Origin of the sequence: Levilactobacillus hammesii DSM 16381 (assembly GCF_001434395.1) — a bacterium.
GTDB classification, from domain to species: Bacteria; Bacillota; Bacilli; order Lactobacillales; family Lactobacillaceae; genus Levilactobacillus; species Levilactobacillus hammesii.
Genome location: NZ_AZFS01000060.1, coordinates 26,356 through 53,022 on the forward strand (window position 1 = coordinate 26,356; position 26,667 = coordinate 53,022).

23 protein-coding genes are annotated in these 26,667 nt (G+C 48.8%); 20 read left to right on the forward strand and 3 right to left on the reverse strand.

Annotated features, from left to right (window positions below):
* Positions 1 to 798: 798 nt before the first annotated feature.
* The 9 genes from FD28_RS07820 to FD28_RS07860 all read left to right on the forward strand — a co-directional run bounded on the left by FD28_RS07820 (position 799) and on the right by FD28_RS07860 (position 11,180).
* Positions 799 to 2,427: a peptide ABC transporter substrate-binding protein gene (locus tag FD28_RS07820; protein WP_057734313.1), complete on the forward strand. Its 1,629-nt coding sequence runs from the start codon at positions 799 to 801 to the stop codon at positions 2,425 to 2,427.
* A 187-nt stretch (positions 2,428 to 2,614) separates the two neighbouring features.
* Positions 2,615 to 3,544 (forward strand): oligopeptide ABC transporter permease, encoded by a 930-nt coding sequence (gene opp3b / locus FD28_RS07825; RefSeq protein WP_057734315.1) that lies wholly within the window; start codon positions 2,615 to 2,617, stop codon positions 3,542 to 3,544.
* A gap of 11 nt (positions 3,545 to 3,555) precedes the next feature.
* Positions 3,556 to 4,581, forward strand: a complete 1,026-nt coding sequence (locus FD28_RS07830; protein WP_057734317.1) for an ABC transporter permease — start codon at positions 3,556 to 3,558, stop codon at positions 4,579 to 4,581.
* A gap of 13 nt (positions 4,582 to 4,594) precedes the next feature.
* The gene (locus tag FD28_RS07835; protein ID WP_057734319.1) at positions 4,595 to 5,695 is read left to right on the forward strand and encodes an ABC transporter ATP-binding protein; all 1,101 of its coding nucleotides are present in this window, start codon (positions 4,595 to 4,597) and stop codon (positions 5,693 to 5,695) included.
* The gene (locus FD28_RS07840; RefSeq protein WP_083478150.1) at positions 5,695 to 6,654 is read left to right on the forward strand and encodes an ABC transporter ATP-binding protein; all 960 of its coding nucleotides are present in this window, start codon (positions 5,695 to 5,697) and stop codon (positions 6,652 to 6,654) included. The genes FD28_RS07835 and FD28_RS07840 overlap by 1 nt, the downstream gene beginning before the upstream one ends.
* A 560-nt stretch (positions 6,655 to 7,214) precedes the next feature.
* The gene (locus FD28_RS07845; RefSeq protein ID WP_235806872.1) at positions 7,215 to 7,553 is read left to right on the forward strand and encodes an ArsR/SmtB family transcription factor; all 339 of its coding nucleotides are present in this window, start codon (positions 7,215 to 7,217) and stop codon (positions 7,551 to 7,553) included.
* Positions 7,554 to 7,627: 74 nt separating this feature from the next.
* Entirely contained in the window at positions 7,628 to 9,226 is a 1,599-nt protein-coding gene (locus FD28_RS07850) for an MFS transporter (RefSeq protein ID WP_057734323.1), read from the forward strand.
* Positions 9,223 to 10,020 carry a hypothetical protein gene (locus tag FD28_RS07855; RefSeq protein ID WP_057734325.1) on the forward strand — a complete coding sequence of 266 codons (798 nt, stop codon included), beginning with the start codon at positions 9,223 to 9,225 and terminating at the stop codon, positions 10,018 to 10,020. Before FD28_RS07850 ends, FD28_RS07855 begins: the two co-directional genes overlap by 4 nt.
* Positions 10,021 to 10,649: 629 nt before the next feature.
* Positions 10,650 to 11,180 (forward strand): MerR family transcriptional regulator, encoded by a 531-nt coding sequence (locus FD28_RS07860; RefSeq protein WP_057734327.1) that lies wholly within the window; start codon positions 10,650 to 10,652, stop codon positions 11,178 to 11,180.
* Between the two features lie 74 nt (positions 11,181 to 11,254).
* Here the strand turns inward: FD28_RS07860 and FD28_RS07865 are convergent, their stop codons facing one another.
* Both FD28_RS07865 and FD28_RS07870 read right to left on the reverse strand, forming a co-directional pair.
* The gene (locus FD28_RS07865) at positions 11,255 to 11,914 is read right to left on the reverse strand and encodes a histidine phosphatase family protein (protein WP_057734329.1); all 660 of its coding nucleotides are present in this window, start codon (positions 11,912 to 11,914) and stop codon (positions 11,255 to 11,257) included.
* Between the two features lie 72 nt (positions 11,915 to 11,986).
* The gene (locus tag FD28_RS07870; RefSeq protein WP_057734331.1) at positions 11,987 to 13,843 is read right to left on the reverse strand and encodes a cation:proton antiporter domain-containing protein; all 1,857 of its coding nucleotides are present in this window, start codon (positions 13,841 to 13,843) and stop codon (positions 11,987 to 11,989) included.
* Between the two features lie 709 nt (positions 13,844 to 14,552).
* Between FD28_RS07870 and helD the strand changes: the two genes are divergently transcribed.
* The 6 genes from helD (at position 14,553) to FD28_RS07905 (ending at position 22,704) form a co-directional block, all read left to right on the forward strand.
* On the forward strand, positions 14,553 to 16,850 hold the full coding sequence (gene helD, locus FD28_RS07875; RefSeq protein WP_057734333.1) for an RNA polymerase recycling motor HelD: 2,298 nt from the start codon (positions 14,553 to 14,555) through the stop codon (positions 16,848 to 16,850).
* A 790-nt stretch (positions 16,851 to 17,640) separates the two neighbouring features.
* The gene (coaA, locus tag FD28_RS07885; RefSeq protein ID WP_057734337.1) at positions 17,641 to 18,564 is read left to right on the forward strand and encodes a type I pantothenate kinase; all 924 of its coding nucleotides are present in this window, start codon (positions 17,641 to 17,643) and stop codon (positions 18,562 to 18,564) included.
* Positions 18,565 to 18,576: 12 nt separating this feature from the next.
* Complete coding sequence (locus FD28_RS07890; RefSeq protein ID WP_057734339.1) at positions 18,577 to 19,167, forward strand: hypothetical protein; 591 nt, start codon at positions 18,577 to 18,579, stop codon at positions 19,165 to 19,167.
* A 151-nt stretch (positions 19,168 to 19,318) separates the two neighbouring features.
* Entirely contained in the window at positions 19,319 to 20,860 is a 1,542-nt protein-coding gene (gene guaA / locus FD28_RS07895; RefSeq protein WP_191982167.1) for a glutamine-hydrolyzing GMP synthase, read from the forward strand.
* A gap of 415 nt (positions 20,861 to 21,275) precedes the next feature.
* Positions 21,276 to 21,503 (forward strand): hypothetical protein, encoded by a 228-nt coding sequence (locus FD28_RS07900; protein WP_057734343.1) that lies wholly within the window; start codon positions 21,276 to 21,278, stop codon positions 21,501 to 21,503.
* Between the two features lie 277 nt (positions 21,504 to 21,780).
* Positions 21,781 to 22,704, forward strand: coding sequence for a hypothetical protein (locus FD28_RS07905; RefSeq protein WP_057734345.1), 924 nt, complete (start codon positions 21,781 to 21,783; stop codon positions 22,702 to 22,704).
* 20 nt (positions 22,705 to 22,724) lie between these two features.
* Here the strand turns inward: FD28_RS07905 and FD28_RS07910 are convergent, their stop codons facing one another.
* Positions 22,725 to 23,036, reverse strand: coding sequence for a helix-turn-helix domain-containing protein (locus FD28_RS07910; protein WP_057734347.1), 312 nt, complete (start codon positions 23,034 to 23,036; stop codon positions 22,725 to 22,727).
* A 182-nt stretch (positions 23,037 to 23,218) separates the two neighbouring features.
* Here FD28_RS07910 and FD28_RS07915 point away from each other — a divergent pair, with 182 nt between their 5' ends.
* The 5 genes from FD28_RS07915 to FD28_RS07935 all read left to right on the forward strand — a co-directional run bounded on the left by FD28_RS07915 (position 23,219) and on the right by FD28_RS07935 (position 26,626).
* Positions 23,219 to 23,788, forward strand: coding sequence for a hypothetical protein (locus tag FD28_RS07915; RefSeq protein WP_057734349.1), 570 nt, complete (start codon positions 23,219 to 23,221; stop codon positions 23,786 to 23,788).
* 12 nt (positions 23,789 to 23,800) lie between these two features.
* The gene (locus FD28_RS07920) at positions 23,801 to 24,232 is read left to right on the forward strand and encodes a hypothetical protein (RefSeq protein WP_057734351.1); all 432 of its coding nucleotides are present in this window, start codon (positions 23,801 to 23,803) and stop codon (positions 24,230 to 24,232) included.
* A 33-nt stretch (positions 24,233 to 24,265) separates the two neighbouring features.
* Positions 24,266 to 24,700 (forward strand): hypothetical protein, encoded by a 435-nt coding sequence (locus FD28_RS07925; protein WP_057734353.1) that lies wholly within the window; start codon positions 24,266 to 24,268, stop codon positions 24,698 to 24,700.
* A gap of 41 nt (positions 24,701 to 24,741) precedes the next feature.
* On the forward strand, positions 24,742 to 25,584 hold the full coding sequence (locus tag FD28_RS07930; protein ID WP_057734355.1) for a hypothetical protein: 843 nt from the start codon (positions 24,742 to 24,744) through the stop codon (positions 25,582 to 25,584).
* 127 nt (positions 25,585 to 25,711) lie between these two features.
* Positions 25,712 to 26,626 (forward strand): C39 family peptidase, encoded by a 915-nt coding sequence (locus tag FD28_RS07935; RefSeq protein WP_057734357.1) that lies wholly within the window; start codon positions 25,712 to 25,714, stop codon positions 26,624 to 26,626.
* Positions 26,627 to 26,667 lie beyond the last annotated feature (41 nt).

A 26,667-nucleotide genomic window follows, 5' to 3' on the forward strand; every position in this document is an offset into this window, starting at 1 on the left:
ATATGAGGCACTTAAGGTTTAAAATCTTTGTTAGCTAGGATCACTGGCTTTCAATCTTTAGCTGTGAATAATCAGTATGAGGAGTCCTCAGCAATTAGCTTTATTGCTGGGGGCTTTTTTGCTGCCTAAATATGCGCTTAGACGGCTGTTTGCGGAATTAGGTCCGTAGGTGTGGTGATATCGAAGATGAGGGTTCTCCGTGAATTTAAAACGATTTAAGACAGCTTGAAGGGTGGTTCAGCCCCAAGTTGATTGTCCAGCAAAAGTGGTGGCAGTTTTCTCATAATTGCCGATTTTCTATAAGCTGAATAATATTCATAAATTAATCATAGCAGTCGTCACCGCTGAGCGACCGTGGGGAACCGTCTTGGCGGGGAAAGACGTGTCGTAGATGGACCTGAGGCGGCAGCTTTACCGGGTTTAGAAGTGGAAGATATTCCCCCAGTGGCGGCGATTACGCGGCCTTCAGCGGTCGTGATTGTGGCGTGATCACCGTGGCTCTAAGCAGTCGGCCCCATAGGAACCAGGTGAAGGCGGTGGGCGAGACGATAATGAATGTATAATAGTTAAATATTTATGTAAGCGTTATCTGAAAACTACCGTCAAAATGAGAAAAAATAATCTTTTTAATTTTATTTTTGCACGACAAACGCCTATTTAGAGGCGTTTTGAATTGCATATTTAAATTTTATTAGTTTTTATCATTGATTTTAATGGTTTTCTAATATACAATTGGAAACATCAAATTTGAGGATGTCAATTTATTTCACTAACAACACATAGAGGGGTTGGATATCAATGAAAATCAATTCGGCAGTCAAACTCGGGACGGTGGCGACGTTCGCGGCGGTATTACTTGCAGCGTGTGGCTCATCGTCGAGCAGTTCTAACGAAGCTAGCAAGCAAACATTAAACTGGATGGAAAGTTCCGCTTTACCATCAATGGATTCCGCCACAGCAACTGACGTGGTTTCTGGGGAAACGTTAAACAACACCAACGAAGGTCTGTTACGGTTTGGTAAGAACAGTAAGGTTCATCCTGGGGTTGCGAAGAGCTATACGGTTTCTAAAGATGGTAAGACGTATACCTTCAACTTACGGAAGTCTAACTGGAGTAACGGCACCAAGGTAACGGCAAAAGATTTCGTTTACGCCTGGCAACGCACCGTTAATCCGAAGACCGCTTCTCAATATGCTTACATGTACGCACCGGTTAAAAACGCTAACGAGATCATGACCAGCAAGAAGCCGGTTTCTAGCTTAGGGATCAAGGCGGAAGGCAATTACAAAGTGGTCGTCACGTTGACGCAAGCCACGAGCTACTTCCCATCATTAGTGGCCAGCCCCATGTTCTTCCCACAGAGCAAGGCCGTCGTTGATAAGTACGGTAAGAAGTTCGCAACCAACGCTCAGGACAACGTCTACAACGGTCCTTACAAGTTAACTTACTGGACCGGGACGTCTGATAACTGGTCGATGAGTAAAAACACTGAGTACTGGAATGCAAAAAATGTTAAACTGAAGAAGATTAACTTCAAGACGATGAAGGATCCACAAACGGCGCTGAGTCAATACCAAAGCGGCAAGCTGGATGCCACCTACTTGAGTGGTCAACAACCTAAGAACTACAAGAACGACAAGCAGTACGTTGAACGGAAGGGCGCTTCAACCTTCTACATTGAACTGAACCAACGTAAAGATTCAATGATGAAGAACAAGAAAGCGCGTCAAGCCTTATCATTGGCCATCAACCGGGAACAATTTGTCAACAAGGTCTTAGCCGATGGGTCAACCCAAGCTAAAGGCTTAGTCTCAACTGGTTTGATGTCATACAAGGGTAAGGACTTCAACACCGCTGCATCGGTTCCCGAAGCCACTAACCATGACTTAACGAAGGCGAAGAAGTTATGGAAGGAAGCCCTGAAGGAAACGGGTCGTTCAAGTTACAACTTAACGTTGATGGCCGACGATACGCCAGCTGGTAAGAACACGTTGGAATTCGTTCAAAGTCAATGGTCTAAGTTGGGCAACATCAAGGTTACCAACCAAAGCTTGCCATTCAAGACACGGTTAGCCCGTTCCGAAAATGGTCAATTCCAAGCCGTTGTCTCTGGTTGGGGTGCTGATTACCCTGATGCCATCTCCTTCCTGGAAATGTTCACGAAGACCAACTCCTACAACCGTGGGAAGTGGATCAACAATGAATACAACCAAGATATCAAGGCCGCTGACGGTAAGGATGCGAACAACCAAGCTGCTCGTTGGAATGACTTAGTTGATGCTCAGAAGACGTTGATGAAGGACCAAGGGATCATCCCACTTTACCAACAAGGGAAATCACAACTGGTTAAGTCTAACGTCAAGGGTGTCGTCTACTTCCCAATTGGCGCTAACTGGGACTTCAGCCACGCTTACATTTCCAAATAATATAATTAGTCATTACGCGTAAGAGAAACGTTATAGTGTTACATCGGGGAGTAAGGATTAACGAAGCAGTTAGTCCTTACTTTTCGATATTTAGCAATTATTTATCGTCTTGTTGTTTTCATATAATTCTTGTTAAGCTTAACAACTTAACGGTAACGAATAAGTCTACTGATTGAGAGGTAAACAAATGGCAAAGTACCTAGCAAAACGGATCTTCTATCTGATCCTGACCTTATTCATCGTTATTACCGTCACCTTCTTCCTGATGAAGTTGTTACCCGGGACGCCATTGACCAACCAGGCCAAGCTCTCCAAGAGCCAAATTGCATTGATTTACCAGCAATATGGTTTGGATAAGCCGGTTTGGCAACAATACCTGCTGTACCTGGCAGGGGCCGTCAAAGGTAACTTCGGAACTTCATTCCAGTTCAGTGACCAACCCGTGTCCTACCTGCTTTCGAGCCGGATCGGACCTTCCTTACAGATTGGGCTGCAAGCTATGATTTTGGGTGTCATTGTCGGGATCGTCATTGGTGCCTTAGGCGCGATGCGTCAAAATTCATGGGTCGACACCACGACAACCGTTGTTTCTATCTTAGGGATCTCCATTCCTTCCTTCGTCTTGGCGGTACTGTTACAGTACTACCTGGGTCTGAAGTTAGGGTGGTTCCCAATCGCTGAATGGGGCGGCTTCATCTACACGGTCCTGCCAACCCTGGCGTTAGGAGCGACGCCGTTAGCCGAGTCGGCGCGGTTCGTGCGAACAGAAATGGTCGATGTGTTGAGTTCGGATTACATTGAATTAGCCAAGGCTAAGGGACTCAGTCGGATGGGGGTTATTTACCACCATGCGCTGCGGAACAGTTTGATTCCGTTGATTACGATCGTTGGTCCCTTGGCGGTTAACATCATGACCGGGTCGATGGTTGTTGAAAACATCTTCTCGATTCCCGGGATTGGGGAACAATTCGTTAAGTCCGTCTTGACGAACGATTACCCAACCATCATGGGCTTGACCATCATCTATTCATTCATGTTATGTGTCGTTCTGTTGATCACCGATATTCTCTACGGTATCGTTGACCCACGGATTCGGATCACAGGAAAGGCTAACTAGGAGGTAAATAAATGGCAGATACAGTAAAACTCCCAGAAGATAGCTTTAAGCAGATTACGGCCGCTGACCGGGCTGCTCTAGACAGTGAAAAGATTGCGGCACCGTCACTGACCTTTAGTCAGGATGCTTGGCGGCGGTTAAAGAAGAACCGTGGTGCCTTGATCTCCTTGATTGTCTTAGCGATTATCTTCATTATGGCGTTTGGTTCCATCTTCTTTTCACCGCACAACCCGAACGCCGTGAATCCTTCGTACGCAAACTTACCTTCAAAGATTCCGGGTGTGAACATCAACGGCTTTAACGGGACGTTGGTTCAAGCCGGACAACGGATTGATGCTTATAAGCAAGCCGGCGCTTCCAGCCTGCACTACATCATGGGAACCGACTACTTAGGCCGGGACCTGTTCTCTCGGGTACTCTACGGGACGCGGATTTCCTTAATCATTGCGGTGGTGGCGACCCTGTTTGACCTGACCATCGGGGTGACCTACGGGTTATTCTCCGGTTGGAAGGGTGGTCGTGTCGACACCATCATGCAACGGATCATTGAAATCATCCTGTCCATTCCTAACCTGGTTGTGATCGTGTTACTGATCTTGATTCTGAAGCCAGGGATGACCTCCATCATCATCGCGATCGCCTTAACCTCCTGGGTCAACATGGCCCGGCTGGTGCGGGCGCAAACCTTGGAGATCAAGGAACAGGAGTACGTCCTAGCGGCGAGAACGTTGGGTGAAAGCTCGTTTAAGATTGCCTTTAAACATCTGCTACCCAACTTGTCGAGTGTGATTATCATCAACACGATGTTTACGATCCCTAGCGCCATCTTCTTCGAAGCCACGCTGTCTTACATTGGGATCGGGATTTCCTCACCACAAGCTTCACTGGGGACCCTGTTGAACGATGGGCAGAAGAACTTCCAGTTCCTGCCTTATCAGATGTGGTGGCCAGCACTGGTCCTATGTATCATCATGTTAGCCTTTAACCTCTTAGGTGATGGGTTGCGGGATGCATTCGATCCGCGGACGAAAGAGTAGGTGAGATAACGTCATGGATAATAAAAAAGACATTTTAGAGGTCCGCAATCTACAAGTTAACTTCAAGACCTATGCCGGTGACGTTAAGGCGATTCGGAACGTTAACTTGGATTTACGGAAAGGTGAAACCCTGGCCATCGTTGGGGAGTCTGGTTCTGGGAAGTCCGTGACCACACGGACGATCATGGGGCTGAACGCTTCCAACGCGGATATCGTCAGTGGCTCGATCCTGTACAAGGGCCAAGACTTATTAAAGAAAAGCGAAAAAGAAATGCAGGCCATTCGGGGCCAAGATATTGCTGAAATCTTCCAGGACCCAATGACGTCATTGGACCCAACCATGAAGATTGGCCGGCAAATTGCGGAACCCCTGATGGTTCACAAGGGCATGAAGAAGGAAAAGGCGCTGGCACAGGCCTTGGAAATGATGAAGCTGGTTGGGATCACGGATGCTGAAAACCGGATCAACGACTATCCGCACCAATTCTCAGGTGGGATGCGGCAACGGATCGTGATTGCGATTGCGTTGATCAACTACCCAGAAGTGCTGATTGCCGATGAACCCACCACGGCCTTGGATGTGACCATCCAGGCACAGATCCTGAATTTGATGAAGGAATTGCAGAACAAGATTTCCACGTCGATCATCTTTATCACCCATGATTTAGGGGTGGTGGCCGGCATGGCCGATCGGGTGGCCGTTATGTACGCGGGTAAGATCGTGGAATACGGTACCGTTGATGAAATCTTCTACAATCCAAAGCACCCGTACACGTGGGGGCTATTGAGTTCAATGCCAACCTTGGATTCGAGTGGCGATTCTCTGCCATCCATTCCTGGGACGCCACCGGACTTGTTGGACCCACCAACTGGGGATGCCTTTGCGGCCCGGAATGCGTACGCCTTAAAGATCGATACCGAAAAGGAGCCACCGTTCTTCAAGGTTTCCGATACGCATTACGCCGCCACTTGGTTACTCCATCCGGATGCCCCTAAAGTGACACCGCCCGCTCAGATTGTTGAACGGCAAAAGAAGTACGCGAAGATGCAACAGGACTGGTTAGACGCCCAGCGCCCAACGACGCCTGTTGAAGAAGAGGAGGAACAGCAATAATGGACTACGAAAATGCCGAAAAAATCCTCGAGGTCAAGCACCTCAAGCAGTACTTCAACGTGGGTAAGGCCGATGAGGTCCGCGCCGTTGATGATATCTCGTTTGATATCTACAAGGGTGAAACCTTTGGCCTAGTGGGTGAATCTGGTTCCGGTAAGACCACGACTGGTCGGGCCATCATTCACTTGTACGAACCAACGTCGGGTGAAATTCTGTTTGATGGCAAGAACGTGGACGCGTTCACCAGCAAGCAGGACCAACACGACTTCCGCCAAGAGATGCAGATGATCTTCCAAGATCCCTACGCCTCACTGAATCCACGGATGAAGGTCAAGGACATCGTGGCCGAAGGGATTGATATCAACCATTTGGCCAAAGACGATGCTGACCGAACCAAGCGCGTGGAAGACTTACTGGAAACGGTGGGTCTGAACAAGGACCACTCCAGTCGGTACCCGCATGAATTCTCCGGTGGGCAACGGCAACGGATCGGGATTGCCCGGGCGTTAGCCGTGAACCCCAAGTTCGTGATCGCCGATGAACCGATCTCCGCATTGGACGTGTCGATTCAAGCCCAAGTTGTGAACCTGATGAAGAAGCTGCAACGTGAACAGGGCTTAACGTACCTGTTCATCGCCCATGACTTGTCCATGGTGAAGTACATCTCCGATCGGATCGGGGTTATGCATTACGGCCGGATGCTAGAAATCGCCGATGCCGACGAAATTTACGCTCACCCGCTGCATGACTACACCAAGAGTCTATTGTCCGCTGTCCCAGTTCCCGATCCAGAGTTCGAACGGACACGGGAAGAGATCGCCTACGATGGGAGCCAAGAAAATGACGGCAAAGAACGTCACTTGGTAGAAATCTCACCACGGCATTGGGTCCGCGCGGCGAACGACGAAGTGTCACTGTACAAGCAACGCGCACAGGAAGCGTCGTTGATTAAGGAATAAAGAGTGCGGAACAAGGCGGTTAGGTCCTGAGCATTAACGTCAATAAGGCTAAAATCCCGAACTTGGATTTTGGACTTATTGGGGTTAAGCGCAGGGACCTGCCTTGTGGAGCACGTTTCGACACCATAAAATCAAAGAACGCTTTACAGAAGGTTCAAGAGCCAATCAGGGTTCTTGGGCCTTTTGTCATATGATGAAGTTCCAAAAGGGCGGTTAGGTCCTGAGCATTAACGTCAATAAGGCTAAAATCCCGAACTTGGATTTTGGACTTATTGGGGTTAAGCGCAGGGACCTGCCTTGTGGAGCACGTTTCGGCACCATAAAATCAAAGAGCGCCTTGCAGAAGGTCCAAGAGCCAACCAAGGCACTTGGGCCTTTTGCCATACGATGAAGGCGAAACGAACAAGTCAGTTAGGAACGCCTTGCGATTGAAGACCATGCCATTAGGGGGAAAACGAGAGGCTTTAATACCATGATTGTGGTGCATTTACACGTCAGCAAACATTTGAAGATTAAAGGGTTGACATGTGCACACACATGCACGTATAATGACGATGGTGATGAACATGCAAACACATTATGATTTTGAGCAATGCCAACAGCTGATTGATGAGCGCCTAGATCTGCCGTTTTTCCGCGCGGTGGTTGATCCTGTACGCAGCAATCTAATTCTTTTTCTCGCCAGCAACGGCGAGATGACCATTGGCGAAATCGCGGAACAATTTCCGCAAAATCGCTCGGTGATTTCGCGACATCTTGACTTGCTGTACCGCTTTGACGTTGTCTTGCGACGCAAGGTGGGCCGCGAAGTCTATTACAAGGCCAATTCTAAGGTGGTCGCAACCAAATTTGCAGAAGCAGCCACCAACATGGAAGCCTTATTGAGCTTGTCGGAATGACAAAGCTCTTTTATTTCAAAACATATGTGCATGTGTGTGCATGATTGCATTTAAAAACGAAAAGAGGAAGTAAAATGATACAAGCAACAGAGCACGTGACGACACACAAATGGTGGGTACTCGTCACCGTGTGCCTGGCGGTATTCATGGGGATGCTCGACATCACTATCGTCAATGTCGCCTTACCGGAGATCCAGAAGAGTTTCTCGAGTGATTTCTCGACCTTACAGTGGGTTCTGAACGCATATACGCTGGTTTACGCGATGATGCTGCTGCCCGTGTCGAAGCTGGGCGATCGCTTCGGAAAGAAAGGTGTTTTCTTGATGGGTCTGGTGATCTTCATTATCGGCTCGCTGGCAAGTGGGTTAGCGCCTAATGATACCTGGCTCAATGCGGCACGTGGTTTTCAGGGAATTGGTGGTGCGGCGATGATGTCGCTGTCGTTGGCGATCGTGACTCTGGCATTTCCAGACCGTCAGCGTGGTTTGGCGTTGGGAATCTGGAGCAGCGTAACCGGCCTAGCGATTTCGATTGGGCCGCTGATTGGTGGCTCTTTGGTTGACACTCTGGGGTGGCGGGCAATCTTCCTAATCAATCTGCCAGTGGGGCTCGTCGCGATTGTGATGGGTGCTTTGTTCATCCCGAAATCGGAACCCACGCAGAAAGGCTCACTAGATCCGCTGGGAATGATTTTTAGCACGGTAATGGTTTTCAGCACAATCCTCGCCTTAATCCAAAAGGAGACCCACGCCAGTTATGCCTGGACAGATCGGCGCATTGTCGGCTTGTTCGCCTTGGCGTTGGTGACACTGATTGCCTTCATCGTCACTGAACGGATAGTCAAGGCACCGATGATCAAGCTGAGTATCTTCCGCTCATCGTCTTTTGTCGGCAGTAACATTGCCGCCTTCGCACTGGGCGCGGGAATCTATGGGGGCTTCACCTATCTGTCAATTCTGATGCAGAATTATATGGGTTATTCGGCCTTCCAGACAGGGTTGAAGTTGCTGTGGATCAGTGTGTTCACATTAATTTTGGGGCCGCTAACCGGGTTGGTGGCCGGCAAGATCGGCAATCGTTGGCTGATCAGCATCGCACTTCTGCTCGGAATGGGGGGAATCTTGTCGATTGCTAAGCTGTTGGCGGTGCCGTTTACCTGGTCTGACCTGTTCATTGGCTTCATCTTGCTGGGCTTCAGTAACGCGCTGGTCAACCCGCCAATTTCCAATGCCGCGATGGGTGCTGTCGGACTAGCAGATGTGGGGATGGCATCAGGTGTTCTCAATGTCTTCCGTCAGCTCGGAATCTCATTCGGGGTGGTCATCCTTGGCATCAGTGTAACCAACGGCTACAACGATAAGCTTAACAGCGGGCTCTCACGGCTTTCACAGCTGCCCCCGGCGTTTTCGTCCCAAACCGCGGCGGTTAAAGGGGAGCTCGCGCACCTCCTGCATCAGGCAGGTCCGTTTGCTGGGCAGCAGATCTTCACGAGCCACCAGGCACAGGTCTTCAAGCAGTTACCCATATACGGGCAGTTACACCGAGTCGTGTTCCAGGCATTTCAGTCTGGGATGGTACGCGCGTGTCTCATGATCGCCATCATTCTCGGTATTGGCGTGGTTGCAAGCATAGTGTTGATCAAAGATAACAAGAAAGCGGAGGTGGTAAAATGAGCAAGAAATATTGGTGGGGTGTGCTCGCTACGGCAGCTCTGTTGACACTGACGGCCTGTGGACGGCAGCTACACGCCGTCAAAGTCAGCTATACAGATGCAGGCGTGGTGGCAGTCATCAAAGGCGACACGAGCAGTGACCAGCCAGTAACCTACAAGACGGCCATCGCCAAAGGGCGAGTCAGGGTTGAACACGGCCAGTTCCGTATTGCAGTGCCGACGAGCACACGTTCTACGACGATCACTGTCAAGCAAGGTCCCCGGGTATTCACCAGACGTCTCAAGGCTGTATCTGGACTGGGCACGTATCGGGCGGTTGCCAAGCAGTATAACCAAACACTGATTGTCACCAGTCTTCCCAAAGCAATTCAGACAAAATTGCAGTTGGCGCCGAATGCAGCTCAACAGCTGCAGGCTCAAGGCCAACTCAAACGGGCCATGGCCCAGGCTAAACGCGCGACCAAGGGCAGTCAGTGGCCCACCACCGTTGAAGGTCAAGCCGTCGTCAAGACGCTTGCCGGCAGCATGCACCTGAATGTGCAACATGGTCGGCTGATGAGTGTGACTGTTGCGCTAGCTCCAGCAGTGTTGAAGTCTGCGCGGGCCCAACAGCAGTTGGTCTGGCAACTCGGTGCGCTAGCTCCGGCGTTGGGGGCCGATGCACGACGTGTGGGTCAGCAGCTGCAAGAGGCCTTAGATCAAGGCAACGTCAAGGCGCAGACAATCCGTGACCATGGTATCAGTTTCCGCACGGGCACGACGCTGACGACTGGGTACGTCTTCGTGGCCAGATAGCATCGTTCTAACACGGCGTGATACTTGATTTTGGACCACAGCGAAATTTACAGGTAATACAGTACGAGAGCTTGATTGCGGAATACTGACAAATCAATCTTCTTATCTTGGTATTTGGCTTTTGATACAGTTCCGTTAATAGTTCATTCAGATGAACAGATATCTAAAACGTTAATCCTTAAGTTATCCATACTATTGCATAACTTATAATGAGTGATTGCATCTGCTATGTTAGTGTCGTTTCATGTAATACCTTAGAGATTGTAGGTTGAATGAATGGTGTCTTTAGTATCAAATTTTTTAATTATTAGCCCACTTTCCCGCATAGTTGTTGAGTGAATCAGTGTATCAACAGAGTTATCTTGTGAATGACTTTTAGCTTCTACTTGAGAATGAACCGCTGCTGCTATTCGGGCCAGTATCTGATGCAATGAAATAATATTTTTTGTGTCGTACTTAGAACGTCACCCACTGCGCCCTCCTCTACTCATTACTAACGAAAAAATTTCAGATCCAGTCTCACTTTTTTTGAGATCCCATCTCATACACACCGACACATAATGTTTCCGTTTCCCCAATAGTTGCTGTACAATAGTTAAATTCAACTATCGGAAAGGAAGTATCTGGGTATGGTCTATTCTATTGGTGAGGTGGCTGCTAAGTTCAACCTCAGTGTTTCACAACTTCGCTATTACGATCAGATTGGGCTTTTTCCCGATATCCAGCGGGATCACGCGGGTCATCGGCAGTTTGACGATCATGATGTTGACTTGGTTGCGCAGATCGTTTCGCTAAAGCGGGCCAATGTCAGCTTGCCGGCCATTACGGACTTTCTACGCTTGTATCAAGCTGGGACGGCAACGTTGCCACAGCGTGCGGAAATTCTGGATGATCAGGCAGCAAGTCTGCAGGAACAGATGGATCGGTTGAAGGAAACACAGGTCTACGTGCAGTTTAAGCAGTGGGACTATGACCAAGCCTTGGCGACCGGGCGTGATATTGCGGTGGTTCCCGCGGATCATGAAACGTTTGAGGCGGATTTTATGGCGACCCTTGAGGCCAGTGCGGATACCGACGGACAAGCGGCCTTTAGGCGGCTACAAGCGCGATATCCGGCAGGCTTGTGTGTCGTTCCCTTTTCGGAGGTTGTGGCCCCGTAGCGGTCGAAATGAGCTTATAAAAAAGACTCGCAACCAGAGATTGGTTACGAGTCTTTTCTGTGAACAATGGGATATTACAGCACAGGTCCCTCAAAGTTATTGTAATAGTCCACGTGATAGTGGCCGTCGGTAACGGTTAATTTCGTAATACTGCCATTTTCAACGGGAATTGAGATGTCGATATCAGAGAATTTGGAAACGACGCTCCGAATGGTCGTGCTGTGGGTGGCGATTAAAACCTTATCACCATCAATAGCTGCCGCGACAGCACGATCGAGACCCGGTTGTAGGCGCGCCCAGAAGGCCGCATTATCTTCGGCATCACCGTAAGGGTCCTGGGCGTGGAACATGTCCTTGGTTTTTTCAATCGTTAACCCGGCAATCATGTCATCGAAGGTGTGAAAACCCTTGGGACTGCCCACGGTGTGCCAGGTTTCGCCCTCGTCCATGCCTTCAAAGAAGCCGAAACTTTCTTCCCGGAAAGCGGGTTCGGTTTGTAGGGCACTTTGGTCCAAAGTATTAGCGGCTAGAATGATGTCTGCCGTCTTTTGGGCCCGGGACATATCACTAGCGTAAGCGGCGGCAAAGGGGATGTCAGCCAGCCGTTGACCGGCACGTTTGGCATCAGCCAGACCCTTGTCGGTTAATGGGGCATCGATCCAGCCTTGAATGCGGAAATACTTGTTTAAAAAGGTTTGGCCGTGACGCACCAAATAAAGTTCAACTGTCGCCATGTCATTCGCTCCTTTTAAGTTAAAGATGTGGTCCGGAGACGCCCGGACAGTGCGGGTATCATTGTAACAGTTTTAGTTGAGAATGCCTAGTTCGCGCCGAATTTCACGAGCCTTTTCCGGTGTACTGGTGAAGATGATCCGGTCATTGAATTTCAACAAGGTTCCCCCAGTGGGCCGGACAAAGTGGCCGTTGCGGAAGATTTGACTGATGGTGACATCGCCCACAAAATCCAGGTTGCGGATCTGTTGGTCGGTGTAGCGGCGGTTGCGCAGGGCCACTTCGTAAACGGCAGAAGTGGAGGCGGTCATCATGCGTAGGGTCGTTGGCGCTTCGATCAGGCTACGCAGCATAGCAATGTTGACGTTAGGTGTGTTGTAAACCTCAATGCCTAGCGCGGTCAACTCGTCTTCCCGTTCATCGAGCACGTTGCGATCCTCGAAGCGGACGATGACCCGGTTGACGCCATAGGCCTTAGCCGCCTTGGCCAGCTCGTAATTCTTGTTGGCGTTGAAGTGACCGAGCACCACGATATCGGCGTCAAAAACATCTTGCGCCGTAACGTAGTCGGTATCCAGTGACTGCAGCAGAGACACGTTGACCTCGGAGTTGTAGGTCTTGTAGTTGGCTTCCTTGTCGGTATACATGCTGATGTCATACCAGCTGTGCGCCAATTGCTGGGCCACGGGAACGGTGAGGAGGTTGGTCCCGATAAAGTGGACGGTCGATTTCTTAAGGTCCTCGGCTTCGGCGGTGTAGCCGGTGTTAAACAGCAGTGGCCCCAGGACACAGGTCAGGATGGCGGCCAATAAGAAGGCCCCGGATTGCTGACTGGTAACGACCTTCATGGTTTTAGCCACCTGCAAGACGGCTAGGACCATGGTGATGGTGGCCGAGGTGATGGCCATGCCAGCAAAGGCATTGCCCCGCTTGAACCGTAAGCGCAAAATGAAGTACACGCCAGCCTTAGCCAACAGGTAGGCCACGAAGAAGGCGGGAATCAAGAGAATGGTGGCGGAATCGGCGAGTAAGGTCCGCAGATTCAGTTCAACCCCACTCATCATGAAAAACATGGGGATGAAGAAGCCGTAACCGATGCCGTCGAGCCGCGTTCGCGTGTCTTCTTGCGGCTGGAGGAGTTTCATCACGATTCCGGCAACGAAGGCCCCAAGAATTCCCTCGGCACCCACGGATTCGGCAATCACCACCATACTGAAGATCAGGAAGAAGGCGAGGCGGATATCCAGCTGGGTCGTGGACTTGTTGATGCGTTCGAAGAAGGTAAAGAACGGCTTGAACCGGCGGAAGAGAATCCCGGCAGCCAGGAAGAGGAGTAGGAGCAACCAGAGTGATTTGCCCCCCTTACCGAAGATGGACGCGTAGATGGTGAGGGCAAAGAGGGGGATGATTTCCCCCAGGGCCGCGATCAGGAGAACGGTCTGGCCGAAGGGTTTACTCAGTAGTTCCTTTTCCTTCAGCGTGGCAATGACGATCCCCAGCGAGATGGTCATGAAGATAATGGCGGCCAGCCAAGGGTCTTTGAACAATCCGGTCCACTGGCAGATAAAGCCCAGTAGGAGAGAACTGGCCGCGATCGCCACGTAACTGCTGACGGCGATGAAGACGGGTGAGTACTTCGGCGCGCTCCCGGCAGCCTTGGCCGCGAGTGGCGTCTGCGGTTGTTTACGGCGGTTAAAGAGACTGAAATCAATCTCCATCCCACTCAGAAACATCAGGAAGATCACCCCGGTGTTGGATAATAAAGTTAACGTATCGTTGGTGTGAACGATATTGAAGAGACTGGGTCCTAGCATGATGCCGACTAGGATCTCCACGACGGCGGTCGGAAGTACGGTGAGATTGAATTTCGCCATAACTAGCGGCGTGACCAGCGCGGCGGCTAAAATAATTAAAACGGAAACTTGGTCCATAATGTCACCCCCGAAAAATATCTCCTCAATTATAACAAAGTTGGGTCAATTCAACCGACTTTAAGTCGTCACCGAGGGTTAACCGTATGTTAGGCTAAACTGGACCGCACTACGGCTGCCAGGGATTCCGCCTGCTGTGGGGACGCTTCAGACCGGAAGAACACCGGTCTTCTCGCTCGATTTGGAGCCACGAAGAGCACCTGTCTCCAAAGTCGCCCGTGCTGTAAACTGGCTGAAGAACGCCAGTTAACACCACTTTCACGGCCGGCTCCATCCCTGGCCTCCTCCGGCTCTGATTGTGTTTTACCACGAAAATGGCTGTAAGTGACGACTGGCTGACCTTTCGGGGTTCAACTAATCACGACCGTTACAGTCATGATCACAGTCAACTAAGAATACTGTGTAAGCCGAGAGGGCGGCAGGTCACGACCATGCTGCCAAAATTTTAGTTGCCTGCCGCAGCAATGTTGGGGTTTATAAGTCTGTGACAATTTTCAATTCTCGCGCGGTCACAATTCTTTATTTATAAGGGGATTAAGTGTAGAATTGTAAGTCGAATTATTGTGCTTGGTTGCACTGATTCGGGGGAGCGCAAGCGTTTACGGTTACCTCGTGTGAGGCCACCCGGCTTGCGATCAGCATTGGTTCAATCAGGCTAGAATAGCCATGGTTTTTACGTTTAGCCTAGTTAATTTGAGGAGGGATTGGCTTGCCAGATTCAATTAAAGCTCATGAGCAAGAACATTTAGATGCGGTGGTAGCGAAGATTAAGGTCGCGCAAACCGAATCCAAGAAGCGAATCGATTCTGCCGAGAATGACGAGGCGGGAATTCGCAAGAACTTCGTCAATGATTTACGGATTAAGACTGACAGCTACGAAGGTATTCTAGAAACGGCCCTGTCCGTGCGCCAACAGCAACAGATGTTGGCCGAACGGCAAAACAGTTGGCAACACGCGACCACTGAACTCACCACGTTAAAGCGGTTGGAGAAGAAGGCCTACTTTGCCCGGATTGACTTCCAGGAAGGGGCGAAATCCAAGCCCGAAACGATTTACATTGGTCTGGGGTCATTCTCCGATTCGCCCGACCACTTCTTAATTTATGACTGGCGGGCCCCCATCTCTAGCATCTACTACGATGGTGAGCTGGGAAATGTCAGCTATCAGACGCCAGACGGTGAACAGACCGTGGATGTTCAGTTGAAGCGGCAATTTCAGATTGAAGATGGGACGATTGTCACGCTCTATGACACCGATCAAACGGTGACCGATCAGATGTTGCTGTCCGCGTTGAGCGAGCACTCCGACACCAAGATGAAGAGTATCGTGACGACCATCCAAAAGGAACAAAACCGGATTATTCGGGACACCGGTTCCGACCTGCTGTTTGTGCAGGGGGCCGCGGGTTCCGGAAAGACGGCAGCCATCTTACAACGGGTGGCCTACCTGCTGTATCGTTACCGCGGTCATTTGACGGCGGGACAGGTCATGCTGTTCTCACCTAACCAATTATTCAATGACTATATCGACCAGGTCTTGCCCGAACTGGGTGAGCACAACATGGTGCAGATGACCTACTACCAGTACGCTGGCCGGCGGTTGCCCAAGATTGACGTGGAAACGTTGGCGCAACGGTTTGGGGAGGTGAACACCCCCGCTCAAAAGCGGATCAGTCGCCTGAAGGGGAGTCTCGACTTCTTCGATGCGGTGACCGGTTACGCCGATCATCTGGAAAGTAGCGATATGGTTTTCCGCAATATTAAATTCAACGGGAAGGTCTTTATCCCGAAAGAAAAAATCCAAGAAATTTATTACAGCTTTAACCGCAACTATCATTTGGCCAACCGGCTTCAGGCCACCAAGGAAGCCCTGATTCGGATTCTCAATCGGCGCATCTCCAGTGAAATGAAGACCAAGTGGGTTGAAGAAACGATTCAGGATCTGGACCGTGAACAACTGAATGCGTTGTACGGGGATGATCCCCGGGAGTTTGAATCTGCCGATAAGGAATTTCAATTCCTGGCACGTAAGGTGGTTATGAAGGCCTTTAGTCCGATTCGAAAGGCCATCGTCCGGGCCCGTTTCCTGAGCATTAACAACCAGTACGTCCACATGCTACGCGACATGCCGAACCGGATTGAGCTGCGCGATTACCATATCAGCGTGGCGGACTGGCAGGCTAGTGTCGAGGAGACGATTGGGAAGCTCAAGGATCACAGCATGCAGTTGGTCGATACCACGCCGTACCTGTACCTCTACGATAAGATGACGGGGAAATCTGGCGAACGCGACATGCGCTACGTCTTCCTGGATGAAATTCAAGACTACAACGCCTTTCAATTGGCGTTCTTGAAGTTTAGTTTCCCCCGGGCACGGTTCACGATGCTGGGGGACCTGAATCAGGCCATCTTCACCAAGGAGAATAGCCGGACGTTACTGCAGGAGTTGAGTACGATGTTTGATCCGGACAAGACCAAGGTCGTTCAGCTCACGCAGTCGTACCGGTCGACACAACAGGTCACGGACTTCACCAAGCATATCTTGAAGAACGGTGAAGCAGTGACGGCCTTTGACCGTGAAGGAGAACTGCCGACGGTCACGGTCGCTGCGGACGAAGATGCTGCCCTGAAACGGGTCGTGGCACAAGTAAAGCAGAACAATGCCGAGGACGAGACGACCGCAATTATCGGCAAGGATCTCGCGGACTGTCGTGAGTTGACGGAAAAACTGCGCGCCAAAGACGTGGCAGTGACGCTGATTCAGTCGGAAAATCAACGACTGGCACCGGGCGTGATTGTCGTGCCATCCTTCCTCGCCAAGGGGTTGGAGTTCGATGCGGTTATCGTGTGGCAGGCCTCTGCCAGTCGCTACAGTGCCGATGACGAGCGCCAGTTGTTATACACCATCTGTTCGCGAGCCATGCACCGGTTGAGTCTGGTGGCGGTCGGTGAGATATCACCACTGCTGAGTGATGTGCCGACGGATGAATATGAAGTGTTAAGCTAGTTGGTGTTTGAGGGTCAGGTCCGTGATGGGCTTGGCCCTTTTTTTGTCCGAGCTTATAAGGCTATATGGCTGAAACGAAAGGCTAGCATTCGTGCCATTAAATCCGTCTAAATTGGGCGCTACGGCTGCCAGGGATTCCGCCTGCTGTGGGGACGCTTCAGCCTGGAAAACCGCCAGTCTTCTCGCTCGCTTTGGAGCCACGAAGAACCCGTGTCTCCAAAGTCGCCCGTGCTGTAAACTGGCTGAAAAACCGCCAGTTAACACCACATTCACGGCTGGCTCCATCCCTGGCCTCCTCCGGCTCTAGTTGTGTTTTACCACAACAACAGTTGGAAAACGTGGGACTTAGCAATTTCGGTCCAACTAATAACGACTATGGCAGTCATTAATTCAGTCGCCTAAGATCGCCTTGTAAGCCGAGAGGTCGGCAGATATGGGCTCAGGCGCGTCGTTCTACTTAGTCAGTAAGCGATCTTCTTACTGGCTTAGTAGAAAACCAAGCTTGTAGACTCGTGATTTTCGAGGCTTCAAGTTGCGTTCGCACCGTTCCAGTCCCATATCTGCCGACCGGTAAGGCGAAGGGACCACTAGGTTGCCTAGTCTGCAGCCGGAATCTCTGGCAGCCGCAGGTGGGGGATAATGACTAACAAGTAGTTAGCGTTTTGGCTGGCTGAGACGTGCCAAGAGTTTTGATCTTTCAACCTGTATTTTTCTGTCAGAACCGTGGGGAATACGCGTTATCTGCGGTATAATGGGGCTAATTATTTCTGAAAAAAGTTGAGGTGTCCCCATGTCAGATCCCATCAATTACAATGCGTTTACGCGTGCGCAGTGGCGGGCGTTTTCCGATGATGCGACGTTGCCATTGACGCAGGAGAGTTTGCGGCAGATTAAGGCCTTTAATGACCGGATCTCGCTGCAAGATGTTCAGGATATTTATATTCCCTTGATTCATTTGTTGCGCTTGGAATTCGACCACTACCAGCAGCTACAACAGGACAAGGCCCATTTCTTACAGCGACCAGCACACCGGGTGCCATTTATCATCGGCATTGCGGGGAGTGTGGCGGTGGGCAAGAGTACCACGGCCCGGTTGCTGGAGGTGTTGCTGAATCACTATTTCGAGGGGCAACGGATTCAATTGATCACGACCGATGGCTTCTTGTACAGCAATGAGGAGCTGAAGAAGCGAAACCTCATGGCGCGCAAGGGTTTTCCCGAAAGCTATGATATGGCGGGGCTGATTCAGTTCCTCAATAACGTTAAGGCGGGGCAGCCACTGATCAAGGCACCGGTCTACTCACACAAGATTTATGACATTGTGCCGGAACAGTTCGAGTACATTGTGCACCCGGACGTCTTGATTGTGGAGGGGATTAATACCCTGCAGCTGCCGACAAATGAACAGATTTATGTCAGCGATTTTACGGACTTCTCCCTGTACGTGGACGCCGATCCGGGACTGATTGAGGACTGGTTCTTGGAACGGTTCGACCTGTTGCTAAACACGGCCTTTCAGGACCCCACCAACTATTACTATCCCTATGCGATCGGTGGGCATGATCGGGCAATTGCCAAGGCTAAACAAGTCTGGCACGACATTGACCTGAAAAACCTGGAGGAATACATTTTACCTACCCGCAACCGTGCGGATATGATTATTCACAAGACCTTCCATCACCGGGTGGATCGCCTGTTGCTGCGGAAATACTAGGAGGTGGCGACCATGCTACGGGATGCAACGATCGTGGACGCGGATTCGGTGGCCATGCTGGTCCTTCACGAGTTGGAACGGCGCCAGTTGCGGCGGTTGCGTCGACTGAGTAAGGAGCAACTCTCCCAGTTACTCTTTGTCGGCTACCATCAGCCGCAATTTCGGTATGGCTACACGCAGGCTCGCGTCTACCAGAATCAGGGTGTCGCGGTGGGCGTGGCGTACGGCTACCCCGCGGCGGTGGAGGCGACACTGGACAATCAGTGGACGGCGTTGTTTGAACGGCTTCAGGTGGCGCCACCGCAGCAGCTCGTGGTGACCCCCAGGGCGCGGCCGGATGAATGGTATCTGGACATGCTGACGGTGCGCGGGCGCTATCAGGGTAAGACCTATCAGCAGAAGTGGTTTGATGAGTGGCTGTTGGGGGATGCCATCCATCGAGCTAAGCAGAGTGCGGCCAATGCCATGGGGATGGATGTGCGTCCCGGAAGCAGTCTGGCTAAGCTGGCCGCCCAGTATGGCTTCGTGGCGGTTGAATGGCGGAAGCTCGACCGGCAGAATTATATTCACTTGCGCTTGAATTTACGGGGCAATCGGTGGTAGGTTGACTTGCAGTTAGCGCGTCGACCAATTAACGGATGAACTAATTCTCGCAGTTTTTGGTTACATTTAGATTGACCCGCGTTTGAGAAATCTGTATGATATATACAATGTTGAAAAAGAAGAAAGGGTGAATGGCTTGGCAAACGTTGATATGTCCAAATTCGATAAAATCATCGTCTTGGACTTCGGAAGTCAATACAATCAATTGATTACGCGCCGGATTCGTGACATGGGCGTTTACTCCGAACTGAAGGCTCATACCATGAGCGCAGCTGAGATCAAGGCTTGGGGACCCAAGGGAATTATCTTCTCTGGGGGACCAAACAGTGTGTACGATAGCAGTGCGTTCAACGTTGATCCTGAGATCTTTGAATTGGGTATTCCGATTCTGGGGATCTGTTATGGGATGCAACTGATGGCCCACAGTTTGACCGGTGGGAAGGTTGAGTCTGCCGATAACCGTGAATACGGTCGGGCAGACATTACCGTCCTGAGTGACGAAGCAAAGCTATTCAAAGATACACCTAAGCAACAAACGGTGTGGATGAGTCATGGTGACTTGGTTACCCAAGTTCCCGATGGGTTCGAACGCGTCGCCACGAGTGAAAATTGCCCGATTTCGGCGATGCAGGATACGACCCGTAACTTCTACGGGATTCAATTTCACGCGGAAGTTCGGAACACGGAATATGGTAACGACATCCTGAAGCATTTCGCTTTTGATGTCTGCCAAGCAGAATCCAACTGGTCGATGGATGACTTTATTGACCTGCAAATCGAACACATCCGGGAGACGGTCGGCGATAAGCGCGTCCTGCTCGGTTTGTCCGGTGGGGTGGATTCATCCGTGGTCGGCGTGCTGCTGCACAAGGCCATCGGCTCGCAATTGACCAGCATCTTTGTGGATCACGGTCTGTTGCGGAAGGGTGAAGCCAAGCAAGTGATGGACAGCTTGGAAGGGAAGTTCGGATTGAACATCGTCAAAGTCGATGCTCAAGACCGGTTCCTGGGTAAGCTGGCTGGCGTCACTGAGCCTGAAAAGAAGCGGAAGATCATCGGTAATGAGTTCATCCAGGTCTTTAATGATGAAGCTCAGAAGCTCGATGGGATCGACTTCTTGGCCCAGGGGACGCTCTACACCGATGTGATTGAAAGTGGGACGGATACGGCGCAAACCATTAAGTCTCACCATAACGTGGGTGGCTTGCCGGAAGACATGCACTTCCAGTTGATTGAACCACTGCGTTCCTTGTTCAAGGATGAAGCCCGTGAATTGGGTGAAAAGCTGGGAATGCCAAGCGAACTCGTTTGGCGGCAACCGTTCCCTGGTCCTGGTTTAGGGATTCGGGTCCTTGGCGAAATCACGCCAGAAAAGTTACAGATCGTCCGCGATAGTGACTTGATTCTGCGTGAGGAAATCAAGAAGGCCGGCCTCGACCGCGATATTTGGCAATACTTTACGGTGCTGCCAAACATCAAGAGTGTCGGGGTCATGGGTGATGGCCGGACTTACGACTATGCCGTGGGTATCCGTGCCGTGACGTCCATCGACGGGATGACGGCCGACTTCGCGCGTATTCCATGGGACGTTCTGCAGGAGATTTCCGTGCGGATCGTCAATGAAGTGGATCACGTGAACCGCATACTTTATGATGTTACGAGTAAGCCGCCTTCGACAATCGAGTGGGAGTGAGATTTGAACTCCTTCGGCCGTAGTGTAGCGGTGTAAATAGAATTCAAAAGGTAACTAATCTCAGTTGTTGGGATTAGTTACCTTTTTTATGTCCTCTTTGTCAACGGGTGTTGATGAGGGGAGTTTGAGGGGACAATTCACTTGCGAATTGCCCCTTTTTACTGCCAGTTGTCTGGTAAACGGAGACAAAAAAGATAGTTTCTAGCTGATACTTGACTAGAAACTATCTTTTTCCTTATGGTTACATTAGAATTTGACACGTATGTTAAAATTAATTTACTAAAACAAATTTTAAAGCCATATCTACAAATTAATTTTCACTTACATACAAGTCTGTTTTTTATTTTGCAGCGGCGTTAAGCTAACTTTGACCAATTGGTTGAGGTTAGCTTATTTTTTTAGGAGTGAAAAGCGCATGGAAAAGAGAGTAGATCCGTTTCTGGACAGGCTACAGTTATTGCAAGATTTGAAGTTTCTGATTGATCGCGATTCGGACCATCGTATCGATTACAGAAGGTTTCGTATTTTTGAAATTAGATTATCGACGGGGGTGATTGACTTGCTGGCTGAGTATCAGGCCTATGCGGGTGAGTATACCTTGTCTGAGATTGCTAATCTCATTGTACAGAAATATCAGTTGTAGTTACAAGAGATTTTCTGAGGCAGTGCGCTGATTCCAGTTTAGATGGTTAGTTACATCTCACATCAGAGGGTTGAATCGAACAAAGAGATTACACCTGAAATGAGGATTAAAATACTGTTTATTTATGTTTTGAGGGAAAATAATACCTTAATCCTGTATAATTAATTTTATGATTGATAATCTAGGTGAACGATCTGTGTATTAAATTGAGTAACCAGCTGGTCCATTTAGCGATCGATTATATTAAATAAACTATTTGTTTGAGGAGAGTTGAAATATGAAGCGTTACATAAAACACCTAATGAGCGTCGTGTTGTTGGGGACGGCAATTTTATCATTATCGGCTTGTGGAAAATCAGGTGCTAACCAGGTTAATGAGAAGAATGTTTCTTTTATCAAGGATGCTCAGTCATCTAATCAACGAATCTGGTACATGGTAGAGTCGGATTCTACAAGTGACTACGAATTGAGTAAGGATACTCATATCACGCAAATTTTAGTGACAAAAAATGGGAAAGCCACAGTTTACAATATGCCAGATAATAACTTTAGTATGCGTGATATCAATGGAAAAAGTGACGATCAGGTGTTGACCATTGCGCAGAAAAAGGATAGAGAATACTATAAAGATTTCATAGATCCCCAAAAAGATATTTTGATTAAATCATCGTACATTCAAAATGTGATTAAGAACACAGAAAGTGACTATAAGCATTACGAAAAACATCCAGACTACTTGGGTGCTACGCATAAAGAGTCACTTAAAAAGCTGCGAGAATATCAAGATGATTTGACCTACTTGAAAGCCAATGAAGCGTCAATTTTAAAAAACATCCCTAAATACGAAAAGCCAACACCTAAGTTGTTAAATGCCAAGGTGAAAACGGATAATTCTGGCAACGATGTGAATTACGAGGATATCACACATCGACGATTAGAATTAGAAACAGATTCTGCGAAGCTCAAGCATTTACATTGGGTTGATAGAGTTGATGCGCCTACCTACTATAATTTTACAATGACTGATGGATTTCAGCTGATTTACGACAAACCAGTCAAAATTCTAAGTGACATGTATACGGGATATACCAATCCGACGAATGATTCAAAGACAACTTCTTTGTTGACGAAAACGACTAATAAGGATACCGTATCAGATTTTGATAAATTAGGTACTAAACACGTTAGTGAAGAAAATTAAGATACACAGATGATGACTAGCTATAGCTTCAAAATCTTCAGGACACTTTCCGAGACCGTTTCACGTTGATCTTCTGGGAGGGACTTTAGATAAGAGAGCAACTCTAGCGTGTGAACACCAGTTAAAGCGTCATCGGTGAAGAAATCGCTGAGCGTTAGATTCAGAGCTGATGCAATAGCCTGCAATTTTTTGAGACTGATATTCTCCAGCTCGCCACGTTCAATGCGCGAGATTAAGCTAACGGAAACGCCAGCCTTTTCAGCTAATTTTTCAATGGTTAAGTCTAAAGCTTGTCGTTTCTGATTCACCAGTTTACTGATTGAATTCTGCATGATTGGCTATTCTCCTATTATGGCGTTAAAGCTAACCATAATCGAGTATTTACACCATTAACAGAGAATAAAAGACACTTTTTACTTAAAAATAAGGAAAATAATACTTATTTGTTGTAAACTATGCTACGTAGTCACTTATTTTAAAGTAAGTGAGCAATTATCGATTCAGGAGGAGTTTTATGGGTAAAAAATTATTGGATATTTTAAAACAGTTATTTTTAGGACTAAATCTGCGCTTTTGGGTGACGCGTTACGCGATTGCTATTGGTGCCGCCGTTGCGTGGATTTACTTCTGCAAGAGTGGGTCTTTAGGGGGACACATTCCCTTCTTCCTGCTCTTCCTCGGCATCCAGGCCGCAATCTTTTATCCGATTGCGAACGGATTTCTTGTGATGTACGAGTGGGAGCACGGCCGAAAAGCCAAGGGAATTTTTGACAATTTGTCTGAGATGCAGGCGGCAGATTTCAGAAAAGCTCAGTTTCGCGCCGTTCGGTTAGTCAATACCGGTTTTAATGGTGATGAACGTTCCTTTGGCGAGATGAAAAGTTCCGTTAAGAGCGACGCGGCGGGGATGAAAATGATGGTTAAAGTCATGGGGCACGTTATCCTATGGTGCTTTGCCTTGTTTTTCGCCATTGTGGGAGCTGCCCGTTACTTACTGACCTTGGGACCAGAAGGCTATACATTTAATTACCGCGAAGACGGCACGTTTATCGGTGATTCGGACACCGAAGATCAAAAATTTTAGGAGACGAAAGTTATGAAAAAGAAATTTTATTTGATGATGATTGCAATTGCCATGATTGTTGTCGGTGCTGGGTTATTTGGCTCGCCAGCGAAAGCATCAGCATCAGTTAAATGGCAATCTGGAACCCCTAAAAAGGTGAGAGGCATTTATCATACGAAAACGGTTAAGCACCACTACAACGAGCTCGACATTGCCAAAAACGTTGTATACAACGAAATTCGACAACCCAACTGGGCCCCAGAAAAGAGTGGGAAAATCACTTTTCTGCTGATGTGGCGGGTGCCATCTCGTAAGATTAGCTCAAATCTTTATCAAATCAAAAGCGTTGACAGTAAAGGAAAGCACGTTCGCTATTACATCAAAACGTTTAGTCATAATCGCTTAAAAATTTCGAAAACTATGGCATTTGCGCACAAACCTTACTATTACAAAAATAAGAATTAGTCATTAAATCAAAGGTTTTAGGAGACGAAGCTTATGAAAAAGAAATTTTATTTAATGATGATTGCAATTGCATTAGTGGTTGTTGGGGCTGGGCTATTTGGCTCACCAGTGAAAGCAAGTGCCGCAACTAAATGGCAAAACGGAATCGGTAAAAGTCTGAGGGGCGATTATCAAACAAAGGTAGTCAACCACCATCTACATCACATCGAACTTGCCAAAAACTTTGTTCTCAAGGAATACCGGAAAGCCAATCTTTCTAAGACACGCAACGGAAAGTTTGAAATTTTACTGATGTGGCGGGTACCTTCTCGCAAGCTCAGTAAGAACCTTTATGAAATCAAGAGTGTTAACGAATCTGGCAAGCATGTTCACTATTACATCAGAACCTACAGTCATCACCGGATCAGATTCTCAAAAAACCAGTCGTTCGCGCATAAACCGTACTATCAAAAATCTAACAATTGGTAAGTCGTTAAACCATAATCTCACCATTCTAGGAGGAAGCATCCATGAAATTCAACTGGATCAATAAAGCCACGACCATTCTACTGAGCAGTGTCTTAGTCGGGGGCGTTGTCACTACGACCATTCCCGTCTTAACAACGCAGGCACAGGCCGAAAGCCTTGAAGATGCACCCATCAGTTATAAAGTTTTTAAGAGCGATGAAAATGCGGTTAAGAAAGCCGTCAAAACATCGAGTTCTGCCGTTAAGCAGCAGCTCAATGCCGCCTTCTTTAAGCGCATGGAGAAACAACCGGTCAACGCGTATGGTTATGCAATTTCGCCTTACTTTTCACAGGCAATGGCGGCGATGGCCTCACATGCCGTTAGTGAATTGGGGCGTAAGGGACAGGTGACGCCAGCGTTTAAGCGGGACTATAAGGCCATGATCGCAGTTTACGATCAGTTTAAAGGTCGTTTGGAACCCGTTTATCAAGGGGTCATCGATGATTATATTGATGACGCTAATCAGCAAATTAGCAAAAATAAAGTTGATTCAGATAACATTAGCGATATTTCTGAGTATTTTGACCAATATTTCCTGCAAGATATCCGACCAACTAAGATTACGGGGATGCCACGAGTTAAGAGCAATATCACCAAGTTAACTGCCAAAAAAGCGTCTAAGAAGTACGTCAAAGTTACCGGGACCGTAAAGCTAGGCAAAAAGGCAAACTATGCTCAGATCAAGACCTACAAGGGGACACGTTACGCAAAATTAAAGGGCGCCCACAGTTTTAACAAGAAGATTTATGCCCCGAAAGCCAAGAGAGTCAGCGCGACCGTTGGTTATTACACGCATGGCCACTTTTCAAAGGTAACGGCCGTTAAGACTGTACATGTTAAATAAACCATCGGGCAATCTGGCAGTTCAACAGCCACTAAATTAATCGCAGTTTTGGCCAGCGTGGTGTGAGCCATCACGGCCACTAATTTGGCGATTAAATCATTTAGGGCATATAAAGGCAGGGTTTTACATGAAACGACTCATCGAGGGGCTGGCTGTTGTCGGACTAGGCCTGTTTCTGAGCGCTGTCCCTAGTGGCGTTGCCCGTGCGGCGACAGCGACCTCAACTTCATCTGAAACAGCCAGTTCAGCTTCTAATTCAACAACGCCGCCCAAGGTTAAGCCAAAACCACAGGTGGTTTACCACAAGATCATTGGCAAACGCACCGTTAGCTACTACACCAAGATCGGGGCTAACCGCCAACATAACTACAAGGTGTACCGAACGGGAGGCGCCAAGTCTTCAGCTAGGAATATGCAAGCCATCTCGACCGGGCGGCACTACGCGAATAAAAAGGTTCATATTACGCGTGAAGAAACCATGGCCGATGGGACTTGGTTGAAATTTACTTACCAGCACACGCAAACCGGCTGGATTCACCGCAATGGGACTGTCAAATCCTACCGGTGGCTCAACGTTCCCTTGATTGCGCAACGTCCGCAACTGCCGACGGGGTGTGAAATTACGGCAACAACCATGATGCTCAAATACGCTGGGGCTAAGGTGACCAAGATGTCGCTGGCTAAGGAAATGCCGCGCAGTTCCAACCCCAACAAGGGCTTCGTTGGGAGTCCTTATTCCCGTTCTGGTTGGTGGATCTATCCCAAGGGCCTCATGAAGACGGTTAGGCGGCATATTGGCTCTGCTAAAGACATGACGGGGGCTTCATTTAAGCAGATGAAGACCCAAATCAATCGCGGCCATCCCGTTGTGATCTGGGTGGCGGGTGTCGATGGCTTTGTGAACCATGCCATCACGCTCTCCGGTTACAGCAGTACGCGGGCCTACTACAACGATCCATGGACCAAGCGGAAGACCAGCATGAGCTTAGCTAGCCTGCACAATCATCGTAAACACGATGCTTATCGGGCGCTGAGCTATTAAGCAAGGGTTCACTAAATAATTTTATTAAAGGAGCAAGATAT

What these genes read in the sequence shown, in the direction of transcription:
- FD28_RS07910 (WP_057734347.1), bottom strand. Translation starts at nt 23,036, where the DNA reads ATGCAGAATTCAATCAGTAAACTGGTGAATCAGAAACGACAAGCTTTA.
- FD28_RS07935 (WP_057734357.1), top strand. Translation starts at nt 25,712, where the DNA reads ATGAAACGACTCATCGAGGGGCTGGCTGTTGTCGGACTAGGCCTGTTT.
- FD28_RS07820 (WP_057734313.1), top strand. Translation starts at nt 799, where the DNA reads ATGAAAATCAATTCGGCAGTCAAACTCGGGACGGTGGCGACGTTCGCG.
- FD28_RS07865 (WP_057734329.1), bottom strand. Translation starts at nt 11,914, where the DNA reads ATGGCGACAGTTGAACTTTATTTGGTGCGTCACGGCCAAACCTTTTTA.
- guaA (WP_191982167.1), top strand. Translation starts at nt 19,319, where the DNA reads ATGTCCAAATTCGATAAAATCATCGTCTTGGACTTCGGAAGTCAATAC.
- FD28_RS07890 (WP_057734339.1), top strand. Translation starts at nt 18,577, where the DNA reads ATGCTACGGGATGCAACGATCGTGGACGCGGATTCGGTGGCCATGCTG.
- FD28_RS07905 (WP_057734345.1), top strand. Translation starts at nt 21,781, where the DNA reads ATGAAGCGTTACATAAAACACCTAATGAGCGTCGTGTTGTTGGGGACG.
- coaA (WP_057734337.1), top strand. Translation starts at nt 17,641, where the DNA reads ATGTCAGATCCCATCAATTACAATGCGTTTACGCGTGCGCAGTGGCGG.
- opp3b (WP_057734315.1), top strand. Translation starts at nt 2,615, where the DNA reads ATGGCAAAGTACCTAGCAAAACGGATCTTCTATCTGATCCTGACCTTA.
- FD28_RS07855 (WP_057734325.1), top strand. Translation starts at nt 9,223, where the DNA reads ATGAGCAAGAAATATTGGTGGGGTGTGCTCGCTACGGCAGCTCTGTTG.
- FD28_RS07845 (WP_235806872.1), top strand. Translation starts at nt 7,215, where the DNA reads ATGAACATGCAAACACATTATGATTTTGAGCAATGCCAACAGCTGATT.
- FD28_RS07900 (WP_057734343.1), top strand. Translation starts at nt 21,276, where the DNA reads ATGGAAAAGAGAGTAGATCCGTTTCTGGACAGGCTACAGTTATTGCAA.
- FD28_RS07870 (WP_057734331.1), bottom strand. Translation starts at nt 13,843, where the DNA reads ATGGACCAAGTTTCCGTTTTAATTATTTTAGCCGCCGCGCTGGTCACG.
- FD28_RS07925 (WP_057734353.1), top strand. Translation starts at nt 24,266, where the DNA reads ATGAAAAAGAAATTTTATTTAATGATGATTGCAATTGCATTAGTGGTT.
- FD28_RS07850 (WP_057734323.1), top strand. Translation starts at nt 7,628, where the DNA reads ATGATACAAGCAACAGAGCACGTGACGACACACAAATGGTGGGTACTC.
- FD28_RS07830 (WP_057734317.1), top strand. Translation starts at nt 3,556, where the DNA reads ATGGCAGATACAGTAAAACTCCCAGAAGATAGCTTTAAGCAGATTACG.
- FD28_RS07860 (WP_057734327.1), top strand. Translation starts at nt 10,650, where the DNA reads ATGGTCTATTCTATTGGTGAGGTGGCTGCTAAGTTCAACCTCAGTGTT.
- FD28_RS07840 (WP_083478150.1), top strand. Translation starts at nt 5,695, where the DNA reads ATGGACTACGAAAATGCCGAAAAAATCCTCGAGGTCAAGCACCTCAAG.
- FD28_RS07915 (WP_057734349.1), top strand. Translation starts at nt 23,219, where the DNA reads ATGGGTAAAAAATTATTGGATATTTTAAAACAGTTATTTTTAGGACTA.
- FD28_RS07930 (WP_057734355.1), top strand. Translation starts at nt 24,742, where the DNA reads ATGAAATTCAACTGGATCAATAAAGCCACGACCATTCTACTGAGCAGT.
- FD28_RS07920 (WP_057734351.1), top strand. Translation starts at nt 23,801, where the DNA reads ATGAAAAAGAAATTTTATTTGATGATGATTGCAATTGCCATGATTGTT.
- FD28_RS07835 (WP_057734319.1), top strand. Translation starts at nt 4,595, where the DNA reads ATGGATAATAAAAAAGACATTTTAGAGGTCCGCAATCTACAAGTTAAC.